The sequence below is a fragment of the Marinitoga sp. 1138 genome (genome assembly GCF_013363265.1).
In the GTDB taxonomy this organism is placed as follows: domain Bacteria; phylum Thermotogota; class Thermotogae; order Petrotogales; family Petrotogaceae; genus Marinitoga; species Marinitoga piezophila.
Genome location: NZ_LBFA01000006.1, coordinates 151,941 through 176,155, shown reverse-complemented (window position 1 = coordinate 176,155; position 24,215 = coordinate 151,941). Strand labels below are relative to the sequence as shown.

Below are 24,215 nucleotides of genomic sequence, written 5' to 3'. Positions count from 1 at the left end.
TTTAATTATTAAATCTTTTTTTATTTTTATAGTATATAGGATATATTATACCAAGAAATATGGAAAATATGCTAACGCTATATAAAACAAAAGAGACGTTATTTCCAAAAATTGCAGCATATCCACTGGATATGAAATTTCCTATAGCCCAGGCAAATCCCATTGATACCGATGAAGCAAAACTTTTATTTTTAGGCATTAGACTCTGTGCCTCAACAATATTTGCTGACATTGTTAAAAATCCAAAGGCATCAAATAATGCAAAGGCTATTATTCTTAAAAATGATGTATCAACCATTAATAATAATATACCGGCAATACCCATTCCAAGGAAACCAATTAAATTTATAAATCTAATACCTATTTTTTCCATTAATTTTGTTCCATAGAAATTGGTAAACATTCCAATAATCATACCAATACTTAAAGTGGCACCACCTACAACAAGACTGGCACCGTGCAAATTAACGTATATAGGTACAAATGTATGGAATATATCCATTACAAAACCTCTTAGGGTTACCATTAAAAAAATAGGAATTAATGTAAGTGCTTCAGAAAGTTGAGGGAATCTTTTTTCTGCTATTTGTTGTTTTTCATATTTCCATAATTTTTTATATAAATAAGGAATAAATAATAATGCTATAAGCCCAACGTAATAGATTTTTTCAAATCCAACTATGCTGAGATACATTGTAATAAATATTGGTCCCATTGCAGCTCCAAATGTTCCAAATACTGAGAACCAGGCAATATGATGTCCTTTGTTCTCTCTTCCTGCAAAACTGGCACCAATAGGATGAAAAGCAGAATTAAACAATCTTGTAAAAAATATTACTATCAGTGAAATCCAGAAACTGTTTACAAATCCTAAGATAGAAATCAATATTATTTCCATTATCAATATAGAAATAATATATACACCATCGCGTTTTCTCCTATCAAAATATAATCCAAAAAATATTTGCAAAATCGATGACAATGCACCTATTAAAGAAAGTAAGCTTGTAAATGTTCTACTGTCAATATTATATCTTTCAATAAAGTATGGACCTAACGGTTTGAAGAAAGAGTTTAAGAAGTCCGCTAAAAAATGAGCAATTGAAATGGCGAAAGTCACTGTATCACCCCTTTGTTAGTTTTACGAACAAAATTATACCACAAAAATTAAAAATTGTCCAATAATTTATTATATAAATAATGCGGCTACAAATGTAGCCGCATCATAAATAGTATTACTTTATTGAATAATTTGGCGATTCTTTGGTGATGGATATATCATGAGGATGACTTTCTTTCATACTTGCAGCTGTGATTTTTATAAATTCTGCTTTTTTATGCAATTCTTCAATATTTTTTGCGCCTATGTATCCCATTCCAGCCTTTAATCCGCCAAGCAATTGATAAATTACTTCTTTTGCTTTTCCTTTATAAGGCACCATTCCTTCTACACCTTCTGGTACCAGCTTTTCTGTTTCTTCTACATTGCTCTGGAAATATCTATCTTTACTACCTCTTTTCATTGCTCCAATTGAACCCATTCCTCTATATGTTTTGTATTTCCTTCCCTGATAAAGTATAGTTTCACCGGGAGCTTCTTCTGTTCCTGCAAATAAACTGCCAAGCATTACGGTATTGGCACCAGCAGCCAATGCTTTTACTATATCTCCTGAATATCGTATTCCCCCATCAGCTATTACAGGTATATTATATTTTTTTGCAACGCTAACTACATCCATTATTGCTGTTAATTGTGGAACTCCAATACCAGCAACTATTCTTGTTGTACAAATAGAACCGGGGCCAATTCCTACTTTTACAGCATCTGCACCGGCTTTTATTAAGTCTTTTGCTGCTTCTGCTGTTGCAATGTTTCCAGCAATAATAGGTACTTCAGGATATTTGCTTTTTATTTTTTTCAATGTCTCCAGTATATTTTTTGAATGACCATGTGCTGAATCGAGTACCAATACATCAACACCTGCTTTTATAAGAGCTTTTGCACGTTCTAACCCATCAGAAACCCCAATTGCTCCACCAACTAATAATCTTCCCTTTTTATCTCTTGAAGCATTTGGATGTTCAACTACGGATATTATATCTTTTATTGTTATTAAACCAATTAATTCATTATTTTCATTTATAATAGGTAATTTTTCTATTTTATTTTGATGAAGTATTTCTTTTGCCTCAACTACTGTAATGTGTGGCCCTGCGACAACAAGGTCTTTAAAAGGTGTCATTAATTCTTTTGCCTTTTTTGATGTGTTTTTTTCAAAACGCATATCTCTATTTGTCAATATTCCCAATAATTTATTATTTTCATCTACAACAGGTAATCCCCCTATTTTGTATTCAGCCATTAATTTTTCCGCTTCGTATATTGTTGTGTCTGGAGTTATTGTTATTGGATCGTATATTATGCCATTTTCCGCTTTTTTTACCTTTTCTATTTCATGAGCCTGTTCTTCTATAGTTAGATTTTTATGAATTATACCAATACCGCCTTCATGGGCTATTGCTTTTGCCATTAAGCCTTCAGTTACTGTATCCATTGCTGCTGAAAGAAAAGGTGTGTTTAAATATATATCTTTAACAAGTATGGATTTTGTTTCAACTTCCGAAGGAATTACTTCACTGTATTTTGGTAATAATAATACATCATCAAATGTCAATCCTTCTCTAAACATTTTATCGCTCCTTTCTATTCCCATTCAATTGTTGCCGGGGGTTTTGAGGTTATGTCATATACAACTCTTCCAACACCATTTACTTCATTTACAATACGACTTGAGGCTTTTTCAAGTATTTCAAAAGGGATTTTTGACCAATCAGCAGTCATTCCTTCTACGCTATCTACAGAGCGTATTGCAAGCACATAATCATAACTTCTTTCATCGCCAACAACGCCAACGCTCTTTATTGGTGTTAAAACAGTAAAAGCCTGCCATACTTTGTTATACCAGTTAAACTCTTTTAATGTTTCTATAAATATATGGTCCGCTTTTTTTAATATATTTAGCTTTTCTTCTGTGATTTCTCCAATTATACGTATTGCCAATCCTGGACCAGGAAATGGATGTCTGTATAATATATGTTCAGGTATTCCCAATAATTTTCCAACTTCTCTTACTTCATCTTTGAAAAGATTCCTTAAAGGTTCTATTATTTTAAATTTCATATCTTCCGGCAATCCGCCTACATTGTGGTGGCTCTTTATTTTTGCCGTATTTTTTCCTGATGCGGCACTTTCAATTACGTCAGAATATATAGTTCCCTGAACGAGAAATTCATATTCATTAGTTGCTTCGTTTTCAAATACGCGTATAAACTCTTCTCCTATTATTTTTCTTTTCTTTTCAGGATCAGTAACACCGCTTAATTTAGATAAAAATCTTTTTTGTGCATCTACAACTGTAAGATTTATACCTAATAATTCATTGAATATCTTTTTTACTTCAATTTCTTCATTTAATCTCATTAATCCGTGGTTTACGAACACTGCTTTCAATTGTTCCCCTATGGCTTTGTGTACCAATACTGCAGCAACAGAAGAATCTACTCCGCCAGAAAGTGCAATGATGGCTTTTGAATTACCAACTGTTTCTTTTATTTCTTTTATTTTATTTTCGATGAGATTTTCAAGAGACCAGTTTTTTTCCAGTTTTGCAATTTTAATGAGGAAATTTTCAAGTATTTCAAATCCAAATTCTGTGTGTTTTACTTCTGGATGAAATTGAATCCCGTAAATTTTTTCAGAAAACTTTACAGCAGCATTTATACCATTATAAGTAGTAGCAATAATTTCGCTTCCTTCTGGAAGTGCAACAACAGAATCGCCATGGCTCATCCAGGTTATAATCTTTTCCGGTATTTCTGAGAATAATACGTTATTGCTTACTTTTATTATTGTTTTTCCATATTCAGAAACTTCTGTTTTCTCAACTTTGCCCCCAAGTTTTTTTGCCAATGCCTGCATTCCATAACAGATTCCCAATATTGGAACATCTAACTTGAATATCCAATCAGGAATTTCTAACGCATCCTTATCATTAACGCTTTTTGGACCTCCAGATAGTATAATAGCTGTTATATCTTCTAAATTGGTGATTTCAGCGTCATGTGGAGCAACTTCAGAGTAGATTTCCATTTCTCTAATACGTCTTGCTAATAGTTGTGTATATTGCGAACCATAATCAATAATCAATACTTTTTTCATAGGCACCTCCTATAAAAATAATGCACCTCTTAGGAAAAGAGGTGCATTATATATTATTATATATATTAAGCTCCCCTTTTCCTATAGTCAGATGGTTTACGGCCATCTGGTAGAGACTTCCGGACCATATTACCGGAATTATATAGGAAAAGAAAAATTCCAGAATATTTAATTTTTTCTGTATTTTAACAGATAAAAACGTTATTTTTTTTGCTTTATAATTAATACTCTGTTAATTGATTTTCTTTATATAGACCAGATATTCAATATTACCGTCTTTACCTCTAATTGGTGATTCTACCATTCCTTTTATTTCAAATCCATTTTCAATTAATGAATTAAAAACCTTTTTTATAGCTTCTTCTCTATATTCTTCCTTTTTAACTATACCTTTTGATAATTTTGATGGTTCCAATTCAAATTGAGGTTTTATGAGTATTATTCCCTCTGCATTATTAGCAGTAATTTCTTTTATTGATGGAATAATTTTTGTAATTGAAATAAAAGAAACATCACTGGTAAAAAATTCTACAGATTCAAAATCTTCTTTTCTAAGGTATCGAGCATTTGTGTTTTCCATTAAAACTATTTTTTCATTATTTCTTAAGCTTTCATGAAGCTGATTTGTTCCTGAATCTATACAGTAAACTTTTTTTGCACCATTTTCCAGTAATACCTGAGTAAATCCTCCTGTAGAGGAACCAATGTCTGCACATATTTTGTTATTTATTTTAGGTTGAAATTCTTTAATAGCCTTTAATAATTTATATGCAGCTCTGCTTACGTATTTTTCTGTTTCTGTAATTTTTATTGTAGCATTTTCATCTACTTTTTTAGATGGTTTTGTAATTTTTTGATTATTTACATAAACCTTTCCTTCTTTTATGAGCCTTTGTGCTTTTTCACGTGAATCAACGTATTTATTATTAACTAAAAATATATCCAATCTAATTTTTCCATCACCCTTTCTATAAAATTCAAGATTTTTCAATAAGCCTTTTATTAAATTATATCATACCGTTCTTAAAATGAAATGAGGCTTTTTATTCAAAGCCTCATTTGCAATAATTTTATTATTCCTTAAATACCTTACACAATTCAGGGACAATGTCTATAGAAACTGCAGCACCTTCCGGGAAAATCTTTTTTTGTCCAGGATTATCAATTTGAACCATTATTTCACCGTATTCTGTATCAATAAATGATTCTACAGTATTTCCGAGATATACATTTATTTTTATCCTTCCTTCTATTAACCCTTCTTTTTCTTCTTTTAAAATTAGAGACTCTGGTCTTGCCATTAAAACACCTTTATCTCCGCTATTTAACTCTTTATCATACTTTTTCATAATTAATTTTCTTCCTTTAAAATCAATTACTATATTGTCATTTTCTTTTCCTATTACATCAACTGTAAAAAAGGCAACCTTCCCTATAAATCCGGCTACAAATTTAGAGATTGGATCTTCATATATTTCAACAGGTGTTCCAATTTGCATAATTTTTCCATCTTTCATTACTATTATTCTGTCAGACAAACTCATTGCTTCAACACGATCATGCGTAACATATATAGCTGTAATTCCTAATTTTCTCTGTATTTTTTTAATTTCAATTCTCATTTGTTCCCTGAGTAAAGCATCTAAATTGGAGAGTGGTTCATCAAGGAGCAATATAGCCGGTTCTACTATAATTGAACGTGTCAGCGCAACCCTTTGTTGTTGTCCTCCTGATAGTCTTGATGGTGCCCTTGATGCTAAATCCTTTAATCCAACCATTTCAAGCGCTTCAAAAACACGTTTTTCTATTTCTTCCCTGGATAATTTTCTTAATTTCAAACCATATGCTACATTGTCAAATACTGTCATATGTGGAAACAATCCATAACTCTGGAAAACAGTTGCAGTATCTCTTTTATTAGGAGGTAGGAAAGTTACGTCTTCATTTCCTATATATATTTTTCCTTTCGTTGGTAATTCAAATCCGGCAACCATACGCAATGTAGTAGTTTTTCCGCAACCAGAAGGTCCAAGCAATGTAATGAGTTCTCCTGGTTTTATTTCAAAGGTAGAATTGTTTACTGCTATTACCTCTGTATTATTTTTCCTGTCCTTGAATATTTTAGTTACATTTTCCAATCTTAAGGATACCTGTTTTTTCTTCATAATTTTCACCTCTCACCGGAAACGGTTTTTTCAAGTGTTTCACTTTGTCTTACTATTAATCGCATTAATCCAAAGGCTATAAGCACTATAATGATTAATGTTGTTGCAAGAACGCTGGCTAAACCAAATCTCAGATTTTCTGAGAAATTATATATCAAAACAGTAATGTGATACCATTTTGCTGATATTAAGAATATTACAGCACTAACAGCTGTCATTGACCTGACAAATGTGTAGGATAAACTTGAAATAAATGCAGGCCTTAATAATGGCAGTACTATGGTTTTAAATACCGTTGGTACATCGGCACCAAGATCCTGAGCAGCCTCTTCTATTGATGGATCTATTTGTCTTAATGCTGCAACTCCGCCTTCAACGCCAACTGGCAATTCCCTGATAATATAATTTATAACTATGATAGCTCCTGTTCCTACTAATATTAATGGTGGTTTATTAAATGCAAGAATATAACTGATACCTATTAATGTTCCAGGAATAGCAAATGGAGCCATTATAAGTATTTCAAATATTCTCTTTCCTTTAAAGTTTTTTCTAACAAGAATTAATGCTGTGAGCATTGCAAGAATTCCAGCAAGAGGTGTTGCAATTGTTGCAAGCGTTACAGTGTCTGTAATTGCATCTTTACCTCTTTGAAGAGCCTCTTTGATGTTTTCGAGTGTAAATGTATAATCAATACCCCAATTTTTCACGAAACATCCAGCTACAATTGTACCGTATAATGAAATCAAAAATACCACTATTAATACCATTAAGGTTACCAAAGTTACTTTAACAGGTTTTGATACCAATTCAGTAATACGTGGTGAAGGTTTTCCTGTTACGGTAACAAATGATTTTTTTGATACCCAGAATCTCTGGACAAGAAAAGCAGTAATGGTTGGCATTAATAACAACAATGATAATGCTGCACCATTTCCCAATCTATTCATACCAGTAACTTCAAGATAAGCCTCAACAGAAAGTACTCTATAATTTCCAGATAATATCAATGGGTTTGCAAAATCAGCAAGTGAATTGGTAAATACAAGAAGCCATGCGCTTAATATTCCAGGTACTGACAACGGTAATGTAACCGTTAAGAATGTTTTTAATTTTGATGCGTTTAAATCAAGTGCAGCATCTTCCAATGTGGAATCTATTGCATGAAGTATTCCTGCCATGGTTAAATAGGCTATTGGGAACATTCCCATTGTTTGAACAAGGGTTAATCCCGTTAAACCGTATATACTAAAATTTTGCAAATGCAATATTTTTTTTGTAATAAGTCCATTGTTTCCAAATAGCAATAATATGGATAATGTTAAAGAAAATGGTGGAGAAATAACAGGTAATGTAGCTATTGTGCTGAAAAATTTCTTTCCTTTTATAGATGTTCTTGTTAAGGTAAATGCAAATAGAAAGCCTATTAATGTTGAAAGTGTGGCAGTTGAAATACCAAGTTTAATACTTCCCCAGAAAGCCTTTAAATATTGATCAGTGGTGAGTATTTTTTTCCATATTTCCATGGAAAACTCACCGTTTTTTATAAATGTAAGCCTTACTGCTTCGAAAAGAGGATATGCAGTGAATATACCTACAATAACAAATAATCCTAATATAATAAAATTCATTACAGGATCTCTTGAAAAGAGAATAATCCCATATACCAAAACAAATGCCACAATTATTGAAACAGCAAAAATATTTAATAGTCTATAGAATTTTAAATATCCTTCCATATTAAAAAACATTATTCCTATTCCCACTATATCATACTCAGAAGTTAATATTGGGGCAAAAACTATCTTATACTGCGAATTATCTAACGAATACATATTATCCGTTAAAAAGTATTCGCTATATACAGCACTTTCTAATCCTTTTTCAAAAATAGGATCGGAAAGTTTGGATTTATAAAATTCATAAAATTCTTTATCTTTATAAAACTCTGTAGTTTCCTCAAATTGAGGAAGCCCTTTTATATATATAATTCGTATATTTTCATAATTATTTTCGACGTTAGAAATCCATGAATCAATATCCTCTGTTTTATCAGAAACAGAAGAAAATATTATCTTCCCAGTTTCAAGAATATTATCATTTATTATTTTTGTATATGAATCCTTTATGCTGGAGAATATCCATATATCTGCAGAAGCAACAATAAGTAAAAATAATAGAAAGTATATTATCTTCTTTTTTGTGAACATATTTTCAACTCCTGAATATTATTTTAACCAGACGGCTATTTAGCCGTCTGGTAGGTTTAATTTTTACTTTGCACCAATTTCTTTATTCCATCTTTCTACTAATCTTTCTCTGTTTGCAGCATCCCATACAAAATTCTGATTTACAATTCTTAAATCGTCAATGTTTAAAGGAGCCTTATCCTTTGGAGCAAGTTTTGATACAGGAATTACAAACCATTTTGCTATCATAGCCTGTGCTTCTTTTTGAAGCATCCAGTTATATAATTTCTTTGCATTTACTGGATTTGGTCCGTTTTTAATTAATGACATTGAAGCAAGTTCAAAACCTGTTCCTTCTTCTGGTACTGTAACCTTTAATGGAGCACCGTTTGCGATTAATTTAAATAAATCATGTGCATAACCTATTGCAAATGGAATTTCACCTATAGCAGCCTGTTTTCCACCAGCTGAACCTGATTTTGTATATTGGTCTATACTTCTATCAAGATGATGTAAGAACATAAATGTTAATTCTTCGTCTTCATGGAATAAATGATAAATTGTTGTAATAACATTATATGCTGTTCCTGAGGTATTAGGATTTGCAACCCTTACAAGTCCTTTGTACTTTGAATCAATAATATCAAACCATCCTTTTGGTGCTTCTAAACCTAATTCCTTTGCTCTTTCTTCATTTGTAGCAAATGCAAGTACACCTATATATAAACCAATCCAATAATTTTCTGGATCTCTAAACTGTGCAGGTGTATATTGTGCAAGAGGTGATTTGTAAGGTGTGGTTAAACCCTTTTGTTTTGCTTCAACGTGTCCAAGACCTACTCCTCCTACCCAAATTGATGCTTGTGGATTTTCTCTCTCAGCTTCAAGTCTTGCTACTGTTTCACCTGTGGATAATCTTACCCATTCTACTTTTATCCCTGTTTCTTCTTCAAATCTGTCAAATAATTCCTTGGCAAGCGGTTCTTCAAGTGTTGTATAAGCCTTTACCACATTTGCTGAAAATGCCATAATGCCAACGATTAACAAAACTACCAAAAAAATACTCTTTTTCATAAGAACACCCCCTGTGATGTGATGGTTTAATTATTTTTTATTATCCATGCAGCTTTTTTGCTGAAATATAATTTTATTTCTTTACCAATTGGTGGGATTTCATTTTCAATAGGATTAAAGAGTACTATATCTATTGTTTGACCATCTTTTAATTCCACTTGATACTCTACATGCGCACCAAGAAATACCAACTTTTTTATAATTCCGGTTATATTGTTTTCCTTAGGCTCTGTATTTATAGCTTCAGGTCGTAAGGCAATTAATACGGAATCATTTATACTGAATTCTTCACCACCAATTCCTGTAAAACTTTGATTAAGCGATTCATTGAATATGACATATTCATCATCTTTTTTTTCTATAACCTTGCCCTCTATAAAATTAACCTTTCCAATAAAATCTGCAACAAACTTGTTTTTGGGTTTTGAATATATTTCAAGAGGATTCCCAACCTGCATAATCTTTCCCTGATTCATTACAACAATAACATCTGAAATGCTCATTGCTTCTATTTGATCATGAGTTACGTATATACTGGTAATATTGAGTTCCTTTTGTATTCTTCTAATTTCAGAACGCATACTTTCACGAAGTTTGGCATCAAGATTTGAAAGTGGTTCATCAAATAACAATACCTTTGGTTCCATAACAAGACTTCTTGCAAGTGCAACACGCTGTTGTTGACCACCGGAAATTTGGTCAGGTCTTCTGTTTTCCATGCCTTCAAGATTGGTTAATTCTATTATTCTTTTCACTTTTTCAGTTATTTCATTTCTTGATAATTTTTTTAATTTTAAACCAAATTCTATATTTTCTTTTATAGTCATATGAGGAAATAACGCATAGCTTTGAAACATCATAGAGATATCTCTCTTGTTTGGTGGCATATTGGTAATATCCTCTCCATTGAGAAATATCCTTCCATTGGTAGGAATTTCAAATCCTGCAATCATCCTTAATGTAGTGGTTTTTCCACAACCTGAAGGCCCTAAAAAGGTTACCAATTGCCCTTCTTCTACTTTTAGATTAAAATCATTTACAGCAACTGTTTCTGTCCCTTCGCTTTTAAATATTTTATAAATATTCTTTAATTCTAAACTCATGGGTTATACACCTGCCTATTCTGAAGCAAAATTTTCATTCATCAGAGAAACTTTATTTTTTAAGAATACCTTTAATAGGGAAATAAATATTATAATTATCATTATTAAAATTACAGAAAATGCACATGCTTCTGATAATCTTCCTGAATCCGTTTGGCTTAATATTTGAACAGTCATTAAATTCCAATCCGCAGAAACAAGGAATATAGCAGCACTAATTGCCGTCATTGCCCTCACAAATGAATATACAAGAGCTGAAAAAAATGCAGGAACAATGAGAGGTAAAGTAATCTTTGAAAATACCTGTCTATCATTAGCTCCAAGTGTATATGCAGCCTCTTCTATTGCCGGATCTACCTGATTTAAAAGTGAAATTCCAGATTGAATACCTACTGGCACATATCTAAATATAAAATTCAATACAAGTATCGCAAAAGTCCCTGTTAATAACAATGGCTTTGAATTAAATGCTAATATATATCCAATACCAACTACAGTTCCCGGAACTGCAAAGTTTAATAACGAGACAAACTCCAAGGTTCTTTTACCGGGAAATGTTTTTCGTACAATTAAGAATGCAATAATCATTCCAAGTAATGCAGAAATAGGAGTGGAAGTTAAAGCAATTGTAAGCGTATCTTTAATAGCTTCTCTTCCAACGTCAAATACATATTTAAAGTTCTCCAATGTAAATTCATTATTCATACCCCATATTTTTGTAAATGCACCCCAGAAAATGGTTACATAGATTAATAATATGAATAATGAGACTATCATGCACAGGGAAAATAATACCCATTTTGCACCTTTGCTAACGCTTTTTAATTGAGATGTATTTGGTTTTCCGGTAACAGTAATATATTTTTTCTTTCCTATCCAGTATTTTTGTATGATAAAGGCTATTAAAGAAGGTAATAATAACCATACAGCAAGAGCTGCACCGCTTCTCAAATCGAACATGCCGGTTATTTGAAGATATGCCTGAACAGAAAGAATAGGAAATCTTGAACCAGCTAATATTAAAGGATTACCAAAGTCTGCAAGCGATTCTATAAATAATACAAGCATTGTACTGGCTATTCCCGGAATAGATAATGGAAGAACAACCTTAAGGAATGCCTGTAATCTTGTTGCTTTTAAATTAAAAGCAGCATCTTCCAGTGTTGGTGAGATTGTTGAGATTACACCATCTAAGGTTATAAAGGCTACAGGGAAAAAAGTAATTATTTGTGCTATTAATAATCCCCATAATCCATAAACAGGGAAGGTTCTTATACCAAAGATTTTTGCAGTAATTAAACCATTAAAACCAAAAAGCATTATTATTGACAATGCCCCTATAAATGGTGGGAAAACCATTGGAATTACTGCAATTGTTCTGAAAAACCGTTTAAAAGGTATATCTGCCCTGTTTATTGTATATGCATATAAATATCCTATTAATGTTCCTAAAATAGCTGTTAAAGAGGCTACAAGAATACTGTTTCTAAATCCCTGTTTCATATAATCATTGGATAACATATCCTTATATGTCTGCAATGAAAAATTGTTTTCATTATCTGTAAAGCTTATTATAAAGACCTTCAATAATGGAAAAATTATAAATATAAATAGCGATATAAATATTAGAATAAGCAATATAATTAATGAAGGGTTCTTCAGCATATTTTTGAATTTATTTGAAAACTCTTGATTAGCGATATTCATTAAAATCCCTCCAAAAAAAGGGGGAGATTTCCCCCTTTTTATTAAATTACTTTACAGGTAATACCTCTTTTATCCATCTATCTACAATTCTCTTTTTATTCTGTGCAGCCCAGTTTTCATCAACACTGATTAATTTTATAGTTGATAATGGTTGTAATGCTCCAAAATCAACGTCTGGTCTTACAGGATAGAAAAATGTTTTTGTATCAACAATTGTTTGTTGTCCTTTCTTTGAAAGTAACCAGTCAACAAGTACCTTTGCTTCATATTTGTGTTTTGCACCTTTTACAATTGATACACATGCTGCCTCATATGGAACGCCTTCAACAGGGAATACAACTTCTATAGGATACCCCTGTTCTTTAAACTGGAAGAATGCAGGTGTAAATTGAATTCCCAATCCTGCCTGACCTACACCTACTGATTTTGAAGGACCTGTTCCACTTTGTGTATATGACTGAACGTTCTTTGCTAATTTCTTTAAATAATCAATCATGCCATCTTCTCCATAAATTTCAATAAGTCCTGTGATAAATGCATATGCAGTACCTGAAGTCTGAGGACTTGGATATTGAATCATATTTCTATATTCTGGCTTTAATAAATCCTGCCAGCTTTTTGGCATATCTGCCTTTATCTGTTCCAAAACCTTTAAATTAATTCCAATACCAAGAGGATTCATATAGAATGCGTGATAATAACCTTCGATATCATAGAAATTTGGAGCTATTCCATAAATGCTGGTTGTTTTATAAGCTTCTGTAAGCCCTCTTTCTTTTGCAATAATATGATTTGGCATTGGAGCTCCAAACCATACGTCTGCCTGTGGATTCTTTTTTTCTGCTTCAAGTCTTGCTAATGCAGGTCCAGAAGAAAGGAATATATATTTTACTGTAATGCCTGTTTCTCTAGAAAATGCGTTTAAGATTTTTCTTGCATTTGCCTCATCAACACTACTATAAATAATCAGTTCAGCAAATGAAACAGTTAAAGCGAAAATCAAAAATAATACTAACATCAATCTTTTCATCAGTAATACCCCCTTATGTAGAATATGAAATAACATTCTACTATTATATTAAATAAAAAAATCATCAAAATATCCACAAAATTGTATTAAAAATGTAACAAAATTTTATGTGATGAATTTTGAATATATAAATTAATATTTATATACATATATATATTTTTGTATTAGATTTCTTTGCATTTGTGTAATATAATTAAGAATATGAGAATATTAGAAATATTTAAAATTCTAAAGTAAGGGGGAAGATAATTATGGATATAAAAAATGTAACTATTATTGGTGGAGGTGTTTTAGGTTCCCAAATAGCTTGGCAGGTAGCATATAAGGGATTTGATGTAATTGTTTATGATATTAATGAAGATGCTTTAGAGAAATCAAAAAATTTTCATAAAGGATATGCACAATATTTTCTAAAAAATAAAGGGGCAACTTCAGAAGAAATTGAAGCAACTTTTTCAAGGTTAAAATATACTACAGATCTTAATGAAGCAGTAAAAGAAGCTGATCTTATTAGTGAATCTGTTCCAGAAGTATATGAAATAAAAAAGGATATTTATCAAAAACTTGCTGCTGTTGCACCAGAAAAGACTATTTTTACAACCAACTCTTCAACTATGTTGCCTTCACAATTAGTGAACTTTACAGGAAGGCCAGAAAAATTTCTTGCTTTACATTTTGCCAATCCGGTTTGGGAAGCAAATATTGGAGAGGTTATGGGTCATGAAAAAACATCAAAAGAAGTTTTTGATACGGTAGTTGAATTTGCTAAAGCCATTGGAATGGTCCCAATTCCATTGAAAAAAGAACAAAGTGGATATGTTTTAAATTCGCTTCTTGTACCTTTATTACATGCAGCTGAAACATTGTATTTTGATGGAGTAGCGGATTATAAAAGTATAGATAAAACCTGGATGATAAGTACCGGCTCTAAGTTTGGACCATTTGGAATTATTGATTTAATAGGAATGAACACACTTTATAATATAATAAAAATGCGTGGTGAAAAATTACAGGATGAAAAAATTTTAAAACGTGCAGAAAAAATAAAGGAAATGTTTATTGATAAGAATAAATTAGGAGTAAGTACAGGCGAAGGGTTCTATAAATATCCAAATCCAGAATATTTAGATCCAGAGTTTTTAAAATAAGGCTGTCCGTATGGGACAGCCTTATTTTATATTATAATATTTAAATACGCAATCTTTAAACCTTTTTAAAGTCTCAACCATATATTTATTTTTTAACCATGAAAATCCTATTGTCCATTTAAATTTTGGTTCTTTTAGTTTTAATGTTTTTGCAGGGAAGTCTGAATATAATTCAACTATAGATTTTGGTACGAGAGCAACGCCAGTTCCAGCTTTCATCAATTTTTCCAATAGTGATAATTCACCTTCAAAAACGATATTAGGTGTAAATCCCGCATTTTTATATATTTCATCTGTTACTTTTCTAAAGTCATAATGATCTACAAGATTTATAAATTTTTCATCTTTTAATTCATATAGACTTATTTCCCTATTTTTAGAAAAATGATGATTTTCTGGAATTACAAGCATTATTTCATCTTCAAATAATATAACAGTTTCTATGTTTTCGGATTTCAGTGGGGGATAAGTAATTGCAAAATCTATTTCCCCTTTTTCTAACAGCTCAATAGCCTCTTCATTATTTGAAATAAATTGTTTTAAGTTAATATCCTTATTTTTTTCTAAAAACTCAATAATGAAATTTGATAAAAATATGGTTCCGGTGGTTGCTAAAATTACCTTTTTATGACAGGCTTTTTTTGCTTCTTTAATTTCTTCTCTGGCATATTCCAGTTCATTAAATATAGTATCAACGTGTTTTAAGAAAATTTTCCCATATTCATTTAAAACAATTCTTCTACCAATTCTATCAAATAATTTTACTCCCAATTCTTCTTCGAGTTTTGAAATAGTAATACTTAAAGATGGCTGAGAGATATGTAGTTTTTCTGATAATTCAGTCATGTGCTGGGAGTATGCCAATTCCCTGAAATATTTTAATTGTAAGAGGTCCATTTCCTCATCTCCAATTATCAAATTTTTAAAATTTATGATATAATTAATATCGTCAAATTTTGGAGTTTAGATATAAAAAAAGCCGGCTTTCGCCGGCTCTGGCTGGGGCGGATGGATTCGAACCACCGAATAACGGAGCCAAAATCCGCCGCCTTACCGCTTGGCCACGCCCCAATCACAATACTTATTATATCATAATTTTTGATTTTGTCAACACCAATATGTTTCTGGATTTAAATAAGATTATTACGAAAAAATAAAAAATGGAGGAGGTATTTTTATGAGATACGAATTGAAGATAAAAGATAAAATTTTATATGCAGAGAAAGGAACAAAGTATATAGAAATTATTAGAAAGATTCAAAAGGAACATCCTTTTAAAATTCTTGCAGTAAAACATAATAATAATATAAAAGAGTTGCTTAAAGAAATAGAGGATTCTGGAGAAATAGTACTTTTGGATACTTCTACGCTTGATGGATTTAGAATTTACCAAAGAGGTGTATTATTTTTATTGTATATGGCATTAAAGGATCTTTATCCAGAAGATAAATTATATGTTCATCATAGTATAGGAAGCGGCTTATACTGTGAATTAAGAAGTGGAAAACCTTCACAGAAAAAACTTGAAATGTTAAAAGAAAAAATGTTAGAATATGTAAAGGAAGATCTCCCTTTTGAAAAGAAAACAATTTCTAAATTTAGAGCTATAAAGATGTTTGAAAATGTTGATTTAGTAGATAAATCTAAATTATTTAAATATAGAAAGAAAGATAAGGTTAATATTTATATATGCGATAAATATTTCAATTATTTCTATGGTTATATGCCACCATCTACGGGATATGTTGATTTATTTGATTTAAAATCTATAGATGATGGATTTGTAGTATTGCATCCAACACCAAAATCTCCTGATAAAGTTCCTGAGTATAAACATTATCCAAAATTATCTTATACCTTTAACGAATATAAAGAATGGTTGAAAATATTAGAAGTAAGTACTGTTGGCGAATTAAACAGTTTAATTGCTAAGGGACCAGAAGAGGCAACTGAATTAATTAGGGTTTCTGAAGCTTTGCATGAAAAAAAATATGCGCAAATTGCAGATGAAATTATTAAAAGAAAAAATATAAAGGTTGTTTTAATTGCAGGACCTTCTTCATCAGGTAAAACAACAAGTGCTAAAAGACTTGCTTTGCAACTAAAAGTAAATGGATTAAAACCTATTCCAATATCATTGGATGATTATTTTGTTGATAGGGAAAAAACACCTCGTGATGAAAATGGAAATTATGATTTCGAATCTATATATGCACTTGATTTAGATTTGTTTAATACTCACCTTTCAAAATTATTAAAAGGTGAAGAAATAGAATTGCCAAAGTTTGATTTTGTTCATGGAAAAAGAGTTTGGAGTGGAAATAAGATTAAAATGGAAGAAGATCAGGTTTTGATTATAGAAGGAATTCATGGGTTAAATGAGCTATTAACAGAAAGTATTCCAAGAGAATTTAAATATAAAATTTATGTAAGTGCGTTAACGCAAATGAATCTTGATTCAATGAATAGAATTACCACAACTGATACAAGGCTTATTCGAAGAATTGTTAGAGACTTTAATTTTAGAGGACATTCCGCTTTAGCAACACTGAAAATGTGGCCAAGTGTTAGAAGGGGTGAAGATAGAAATATTTTCCCATTCCAGGAAGAAGCGGATATTATGTTTAATTCAAATCTTATTTATGAATTATCTGTTTTAAAGATATTTGCAGAACCATTATTATTAATGGTAGATAATTCAAATCCAGAATATTCAGAAGCAAAAAGATTATTAAAATTTCTTGATTATTTCTTGCCAATTACTGTATTGGAAGAAATACCAAGAAAGTCTATTTTAAGAGAATTTATTGGAAGAAGTACATTTAAATATTAATAAATTAATTTATGAGGTTGAAAGGAGAGATTTTCTTTGAGTAAAAAAATGAAAAGTATTATCACAGTCGTTCTAATTATTTCCTCTTTTGTTTTGTTATTAGCTAACACAAAAACTGATACAAGAGATATAGAAAAAATATATCTTGAAAAATTTCAGAATCCTATATATAGTCTTTTATATTATATTGAACATATGTACTATGAAAGAGATAAAGTTGATTATGATAAAGTTTTAGATTCAACATTAAAAGGGTTAGTTGATGGTTTAAATGATCCTTTTGCATGGTATCTTGATGCTCAGCAGGTTAAAGAAAGTGATATTGAAGAATCTGGTGAATATGGCGGCCTTGGGATATTGGTAAGTTATGATTCAAAATTAGAGGCAATCAGAATAGTCAGTCCAATGGTTGGAACACCTGCATATGAAGCAGGATTACAGGCTGATGATTTAATTATAAGTGTTGATGGATCACCAGTTTCTGAAATTGGATATATGGGAGCAATTAATAAAATGCGTGGAACACCAGGAACAACAGTTGAAATTGAAGTGTTTAGAGAAGGTTGGGAAGAAGCTAAAAAAATAACTCTTGTTAGGGCTAAAATTGAAACTATTACAGCTAAGTATAAAGTTTTTGAAAGTGATGAATTTAAAATAGGATATATAAAATTGACTAATTTTGGTGAAAAAAGTGCGTCTGAAATGAGAAAGGCATTAAAGGCTATTGAAAGGGAGCATGTAGATGGAATAATTTTTGATTTGAGAAATAATCCAGGTGGATATTTAAATGTTGCAATAGATATAGCAAGTATGTTTATTAAAGATAAAACAATAGTTACAGTGCGTTATTTTGATGGTTCTGAAGAAGTGGTTAAGCCAAAAACATTTGAGCATTTTGATTTTCTTGATAAATTACCAATAGTATTATTGGTAAATAAATCCTCAGCATCAGCCTCTGAAATTATGACAGGTGCTTTGAAAGATAATAAAATTGCTACAGTAATTGGAACCACAACATATGGTAAAGCCGCTGTTCAAAGACCAATTCCTCTTGAAAATGGTGGAGAAGTTTGGTTGCCAATAGGACATTATTTCACACCAAATGGAAATGATATACATTTAAAAGGCATTGAGCCAGACATTAAAATTGAAAATCCCAAAAAAGAACTTAAGAATGTTGAAAAATTAGAAGCTAAAAATACAACTACATATGAAGCTGTTATTGATCCAGAAAATGATGTACAACTTAAAAAAGCCATAGAAGTTTTAATAATGGGGGGAAAATAAATTGAGAATATATGGAATGGTAATAGTTTTTTCTATTACCATTCTTTTGTTGAGCTCTATTGTATATTTCCTTTTTGCAAATATTGACGTTGAAAATGTTGTTAGAGAACCAATGCCAGTATATACAATAAATACTTTTCATCAGGGAATAAAAGATTCCCTTGTTAATATTACTATTAATTCCAAAAATTTATCTACTATGTTATTTATTATTGAGGATCTTGGTGTGTTTATAGGGAAAATTAAAATAGATTATCTTAATAATCATATTACTATAGCAGTTATTAATGATGAAATGTTTCAGGAATTAAAGACATCTTTAAAATCCTTTGATTCAAACATAAAAGAAATTCAAAAAAATGTTTTTTATTATGGCTTAAAACTAAAAAAAAGTATTGTTTATTCAAAGAATTTTACTTTATTAAATTATCCCACAATAGCCATTATTGATTTAAATAATCTAACAAATGAAGAATTGACATTTTTAAAATTAAAATATTATGTTATGGATAAAAAAAGTTATAAATCTTATTCATTTAAAACCAAAGTTCTTGAAGCTTTGAAGAATGAAAATGGGGTTATTATAGATAAAGAAATACTTGATTATCCGGGAATTAAACCATTACTTGATGTTTTTGAAAATCTGGGTTTTTCTGTGGTCTATGATATGAAAGTTTATACCGGAGGTTTACACTGATGCTTGAAAATATTTTTAAAATTATTTTTACTCCTCATAGAATAAAAAATGTGAAATATGAAAATATATTTGTGGGAATAATTACATTTATTTTTTTATCGTATTTTCTTTTAATACGTAATTTTTCATATTATATATCATTAAAAAAAATCTTTTTCCTGTTTTTGTTTTTATTTGTAAATAATGCAATAAGAGCATTTCTTTATCCTATTGAAGAATTTAGAAAAATTTTTCCTTATTATATATTAACCTCTGCTGTATTTTTAATGATGGGATTTTTTTCGTTTTATAATAATTTTTATTATTATCCATTTATATGGTATGAAATATTAAAAGGAGTTAAGGACATTAATGAAAAACGATTTTATGCATTGATAGTAGGAATTGTGATTGATATTTTACTATATTATATAATCTGGAGTTGAAAGGTATGCAGAAAAAGTATTTGAAACTATCAAAATTTTTGACAGATCACTACAAGATTATATTATTATTATTTTTAATATTTTCAGTTCTTTCTATTTTAAATTTAAAGAATTTGAAAATAAATTCTGATTTATTGACAATACTTCCGGAAGATGATCCTATAGTTCTTTCTTTAAAAGAGGAAGAGAAAACCAAGAGCAATTCCTCAGTATTGATAACAGCATTTTTTATTGATGAAAATACAGATTATAAAAAAGTTGCGTTGGACTATTATAATAATTTGAAAGAACTTCCGGATTTTAATGGGTTGGCAAAGACAGATCTTTCACTTTTGCTTTCATATGGTTTTTTAAACGTTTCAAATTCAAAATTAATAGATGATCTTGTGAAAAACCTTGAAAATACATTTGATTCTTTTTCTAAGTTAAATCCCTATGATTTTAAATCATTTGAATATATAAACACAACTCTTTCGCTTTTAAATCAAGTAGATACGAATTTTAAGGCTTCAAATGAAAATGATCCTTTATTAGGTTATTATACTTTGTCTCCTGATAAAAAGGTTATGGTTATGGGATTAACCTTTTTAAAACCAACTTCAGATCTTAACTTTGTTAAATCGATAATTCCCAGGGTAAAAAAGATATCTCAGAATATTTCTCAAAAATATAATATAAGATCTGGTTTAACAGGTTCTTATATATATGATTATGAAGCGAACGAAACTGTAAATTTTGATTTTTCAATTACAACATATCTTTCAATGTTTTTGATAATTTTAATTTTTTATATTACTTTTGCCAATTTACCTTCTACAATAATTGTTTTTATTTCTTTAATTTTATCGACAGGAATTTCTTTAGGTATTTCTACATTAATATTTAAAGAATTAAATATTATTACATCATTTGTTGCGGCTATTACATTAGGTCTGGGTATTGATTATGGAATCCACATTACAAGCCGTCTTATTTCTGAATATAAAGAGAGAAAAAATTATATTGAAGCATTGTCTATAACTTATGAAACTGTATTAATTCCTTTGTTTTATGGCGTGGCAACTACAATTCTTGTTTTTCTTTCTTTAATTTTAATGAATTTGCCGGGATTTACCCAGATGGCGATCATAAGTAGCATAGGACTTATTGTGTTTTTTATAAATATGATTTTTATTGTACCTGTTTTATTTTATCCATTTAGAAATATGATTTTAAAATCATATAAGGAAAATAAAATAAATTTATGGTTTCAGAAACTTGGAGTTTATATACCTAAAAAAAGAAGGTTTATTCTTACGCTTTTGCCATCAGTAATAATTTTCTTTTCAATATTTGGAATAATTAATTTCTCAAATTTTTCATATACACCACCAGGATTGGCTCCTACTAATTCAGAAAGTATAAGGGTTTTCAATGAACTTGCAGAACATTTTGGTGCATCATTGTTTAATGATTTAAAGTTTATTGTTAAAATAGATGAAGATTCTGACAAAATTATTAAGGAGTTAAAAAAATCGCCTTATATTGAGAAAGTGGAAAGTTATCTTGATGTTTTAAAAAAGCAAATTGGAGATTTTAACAAATTAAAATTAAAGACACAGGAAATTTCAAAATTGGTAAATGATCCATTTTCTGTTTCTGTATTGAAAAAATACAATATATATTCTGATACCCTTAAAATTATAGATCTTGCATCAAAATCAAAAAATCAAAAGGATTTTATTCTTGGAATTACATCACTTATACCAGAAGAGTTAAAGCGAAGTATTATGATAACAAAAAATAATCAGGAATATTTTATTATCTATGTTACACCTAAAATTTCCCTTGCAAGAGATAACGGATTAAAATATTTTTTTGATTCAGTTGGAAAGTATCGAGAGAGGTTTTTAGGAGAAAGAAAAGCTTTATATTATATAATGAAATTAATAGAAAAAAAGTTCCCGTATGTTATAGTTGTATCAATTATTTTAATAGGAATATTGACATATATGTCCAGAAAATCACTTAATGAAACCTTTATTGCAATATTTGGATTGTTATTCTCGATTTTAGCTACATTTGGTATTATTTACTTTTATAATATTAAGGCAACCTTCTTAACAGTAATTTCATTTCCATTAATATTTGGTATAGGTGTAGATGGTTACATACATCTTTTCCATGCAATAGATGAAGACAAAGTGCATTATTGGCACACTTTAAAAGCTACAACTCTTTCGTTCTTAACAACCATGTCTTCATTTATAACATTTCAATTATCTCGTGGTGAACTGCTAAAACAGTTTAGTTTAACTATGGTTTTAGGCGTTTTTATTGTGTGGCTTATGACAGTTATTTATATTCCAGCTTTAAAAATAAAGAGATAATTTTAATTTACATTACTGATTTTTTTGTTACTTAGAAAATTCACAATTAATATAAAGGTATTGAAAAGTAACATTTGATTTTGTATACTATAGATGTAAAAAGAAAATCCCCCTATCCCCCCCTGAAATAGATGGATAGACATTTAGCGGATCCGTTGGATCCGTTTTTTTTATTTGTGATATAATAAATGTGTATTATATTTTTTGGAGGAAAAAATATGAAAAATTTCAAAATATTTTTTTATTCAATTTTTTTATTAATTGTCATTACGTTATTTTCATTTTCTATATATATAAAAAATGAGTTGAATATTTTTGTAGCAGATCAACATCAAACAGCGATAAAAAATGAATTTTTAAAGCTTAACAATAAAATAGAAAGTGGAATATCTTCTTATTTAAAAAATAAGAATTTTACATTTAAAATTCTTGATATTATTATCTGGGATGAAAATAAACATATTGTGTATAATGATTTTTATATAAACTCTATAAATGAAATCAATAAAAAACTTTTTATAATAAAATCTCTTATTATTAAAAATAAAAAGTATTTTTATGCATATAGAGTTTCAGATTTAATAGATTTTTTAAATGCATTTACACCTCTTCCAATAATAGCAGTTAAAAAAGGAATATATATAAATAAAAGTGGTGAAATTAATGAGATCTTTTTTGACAGTGATTTAATAAAAATCTTAACCTTTAATAATATTGATTTCTATTTTCTAAAAAAAGTGCAATTTCTTGATATATTTGAACCACATATAATATTGATTTATGTGCTGTTGCTTTTCTTTGAGTTATTAATGCTATATTTTCTTATTAAATATACAAAAGAATATACTACTATTGATTTAAAATTTTTAAATGAAAACTTTGATAAATTAGAGGAAGTAGAACCAAAATTAGATGAAGCATTAAAATTAAAAAATAAAATAATAAAAACTCAAACTGAATTGAAAAATAGTTTGGAAGGAATAGAAGAGTTAAGAGAACAAATGGAGACATTATATGTATCATACAAAAGTTTTATTAATGATTTTTCCCATATGATTAATAATCCACTCCAGAATATTTTAGATTATATATTTTTAAATGGCGGTGATGAAAAAAGTATAAAAATAATTAACAATAACATTATAGAAATTAGAAATATTGTTCGAAAATTTCAGGATATTTCAAAATTTGTATATCTTGAGAACGATAATACATTATTTATCTTTTTTAAATTAAATGGATTGCATAATGAACTAATATATTCAATATCGCCAATTTTAAATAATAAAAACATAAAAATTATTTCAGAAATAAAAACTGAAAAGGAATATGTTTTTTCAAATAAAAATGCAATTTTTAGAATAATGTATGAATTGCTTTCGATGTTACTTCAAAATTCAGATAATTGTGATATTACTATTGAATATATAATGCTAAAAAATAATTTAGAGATAAAAATAACTACAACAGATACATTATTAAATGATTTCTTGTTGCTGTTTAATAATAAAAATATAACTAAGATAATAAATTTCGAAGTTTATGGAGTATTGATAATAAAGGAATATTTAAAAATATTGCGAGCTACATATTATATAAATCAAACTTCTGAAAATACATCTATATTATTTAGGATACCGATTAATTATAAAGAATTTTTTGATAAATTTGATTTTGAAAATTTAAAATCAAGGTATATTGAATATCTTGTTGAGAAGAAATACACAGTTTTGCAGGCTGAAGAATTAATAAATGAAATATTGGAATTATACATAGAAATATTAAAAGAAACGAATATTAATAATTCAAAAGAAGTAGGGAGATTAAAAGATTATCTAAATAATTATGAATTTACTGAATTGTACAATTGGTTGAATTATATAGAACAAAATCCAGAAGATAAAGATGTTTTATTTTTTAAAAAAATATTATTAGAAAAACTTTCTTAAAAAATAAAAGAGGCTTGAAT

18 protein-coding genes, 1 tRNA gene and 1 riboswitch are annotated in these 24,215 nt (G+C 29.3%); of the genes, 7 read left to right on the top strand and 12 right to left on the bottom strand.

Features of this window, described 5'->3' with window-relative positions:
• Position 1 precedes the first annotated feature (1 nt).
• From XO11_RS02750 to XO11_RS02705, 10 genes are all read right to left on the bottom strand, one after another.
• Positions 2-1,120 carry an MFS transporter gene (locus XO11_RS02750; RefSeq protein ID WP_014296049.1) on the bottom strand — a complete coding sequence of 373 codons (1,119 nt, stop codon included), beginning with the start codon at positions 1,118-1,120 and terminating at the stop codon, positions 2-4.
• Between the two features lie 115 nt (positions 1,121-1,235).
• The gene (guaB, locus tag XO11_RS02745; RefSeq protein ID WP_175418129.1) at positions 1,236-2,690 is read right to left on the bottom strand and encodes an IMP dehydrogenase; all 1,455 of its coding nucleotides are present in this window, start codon (positions 2,688-2,690) and stop codon (positions 1,236-1,238) included.
• 14 nt (positions 2,691-2,704) lie between these two features.
• Positions 2,705-4,219 (bottom strand): glutamine-hydrolyzing GMP synthase, encoded by a 1,515-nt coding sequence (gene guaA / locus XO11_RS02740; RefSeq protein ID WP_014296047.1) that lies wholly within the window; start codon positions 4,217-4,219, stop codon positions 2,705-2,707.
• A 64-nt stretch (positions 4,220-4,283) separates the two neighbouring features.
• Positions 4,284-4,385, bottom strand: a riboswitch (purine riboswitch).
• Between the two features lie 66 nt (positions 4,386-4,451).
• Positions 4,452-5,210 carry a TlyA family RNA methyltransferase gene (locus XO11_RS02735; protein WP_175418128.1) on the bottom strand — a complete coding sequence of 253 codons (759 nt, stop codon included), beginning with the start codon at positions 5,208-5,210 and terminating at the stop codon, positions 4,452-4,454.
• Positions 5,211-5,292: 82 nt separating this feature from the next.
• Complete coding sequence (locus tag XO11_RS02730; protein ID WP_175418127.1) at positions 5,293-6,384, bottom strand: ABC transporter ATP-binding protein; 1,092 nt, start codon at positions 6,382-6,384, stop codon at positions 5,293-5,295.
• 5 nt (positions 6,385-6,389) lie between these two features.
• Positions 6,390-8,594: an iron ABC transporter permease gene (locus XO11_RS02725; RefSeq protein WP_175418126.1), complete on the bottom strand. Its 2,205-nt coding sequence runs from the start codon at positions 8,592-8,594 to the stop codon at positions 6,390-6,392.
• A 63-nt stretch (positions 8,595-8,657) separates the two neighbouring features.
• Positions 8,658-9,647, bottom strand: coding sequence for an ABC transporter substrate-binding protein (locus XO11_RS02720; protein WP_175418125.1), 990 nt, complete (start codon positions 9,645-9,647; stop codon positions 8,658-8,660).
• Positions 9,648-9,673: 26 nt separating this feature from the next.
• Positions 9,674-10,750, bottom strand: a complete 1,077-nt coding sequence (locus tag XO11_RS02715) for an ABC transporter ATP-binding protein (protein WP_014296042.1) — start codon at positions 10,748-10,750, stop codon at positions 9,674-9,676.
• 15 nt (positions 10,751-10,765) lie between these two features.
• A complete protein-coding gene (locus XO11_RS02710; RefSeq protein ID WP_175418124.1) occupies positions 10,766-12,457 on the bottom strand; it encodes an iron ABC transporter permease in 1,692 nt (563 codons plus the stop codon).
• Between the two features lie 46 nt (positions 12,458-12,503).
• Positions 12,504-13,487 carry an ABC transporter substrate-binding protein gene (locus tag XO11_RS02705; protein ID WP_075780318.1) on the bottom strand — a complete coding sequence of 328 codons (984 nt, stop codon included), beginning with the start codon at positions 13,485-13,487 and terminating at the stop codon, positions 12,504-12,506.
• A 251-nt stretch (positions 13,488-13,738) separates the two neighbouring features.
• Between XO11_RS02705 and XO11_RS02700 the strand changes: the two genes are divergently transcribed.
• Positions 13,739-14,635: a 3-hydroxyacyl-CoA dehydrogenase gene (locus XO11_RS02700; RefSeq protein WP_014296039.1), complete on the top strand. Its 897-nt coding sequence runs from the start codon at positions 13,739-13,741 to the stop codon at positions 14,633-14,635.
• A gap of 21 nt (positions 14,636-14,656) precedes the next feature.
• Here the strand turns inward: XO11_RS02700 and XO11_RS02695 are convergent, their stop codons facing one another.
• Positions 14,657-15,532 (bottom strand): LysR family transcriptional regulator, encoded by an 876-nt coding sequence (locus XO11_RS02695; protein WP_175418123.1) that lies wholly within the window; start codon positions 15,530-15,532, stop codon positions 14,657-14,659.
• Between the two features lie 99 nt (positions 15,533-15,631).
• Positions 15,632-15,706 (bottom strand) — tRNA-Gln (locus tag XO11_RS02690).
• 106 nt (positions 15,707-15,812) lie between these two features.
• On the opposite strand from XO11_RS02690, the gene XO11_RS02685 reads away from it, so the two are divergent.
• The 6 genes from XO11_RS02685 (at position 15,813) to XO11_RS02660 (ending at position 24,195) form a co-directional block, all read left to right on the top strand.
• The gene (locus XO11_RS02685; protein ID WP_014296037.1) at positions 15,813-17,468 is read left to right on the top strand and encodes a nucleoside kinase; all 1,656 of its coding nucleotides are present in this window, start codon (positions 15,813-15,815) and stop codon (positions 17,466-17,468) included.
• A 36-nt stretch (positions 17,469-17,504) separates the two neighbouring features.
• Positions 17,505-18,755, top strand: a complete 1,251-nt coding sequence (locus tag XO11_RS02680; protein ID WP_175418122.1) for a S41 family peptidase — start codon at positions 17,505-17,507, stop codon at positions 18,753-18,755.
• A 1-nt stretch (position 18,756) separates the two neighbouring features.
• Positions 18,757-19,452: a hypothetical protein gene (locus XO11_RS02675; RefSeq protein WP_014296035.1), complete on the top strand. Its 696-nt coding sequence runs from the start codon at positions 18,757-18,759 to the stop codon at positions 19,450-19,452.
• Entirely contained in the window at positions 19,452-19,877 is a 426-nt protein-coding gene (locus XO11_RS02670) for a hypothetical protein (RefSeq protein WP_014296034.1), read from the top strand. The genes XO11_RS02675 and XO11_RS02670 overlap by 1 nt, the downstream gene beginning before the upstream one ends.
• Before the next feature lie 5 nt (positions 19,878-19,882).
• The gene (locus XO11_RS02665; RefSeq protein WP_175418121.1) at positions 19,883-22,246 is read left to right on the top strand and encodes an RND family transporter; all 2,364 of its coding nucleotides are present in this window, start codon (positions 19,883-19,885) and stop codon (positions 22,244-22,246) included.
• 218 nt (positions 22,247-22,464) lie between these two features.
• A complete protein-coding gene (locus tag XO11_RS02660) occupies positions 22,465-24,195 on the top strand; it encodes a HAMP domain-containing histidine kinase (RefSeq protein ID WP_175418120.1) in 1,731 nt (576 codons plus the stop codon).
• Positions 24,196-24,215: the final 20 nt, after the last annotated feature.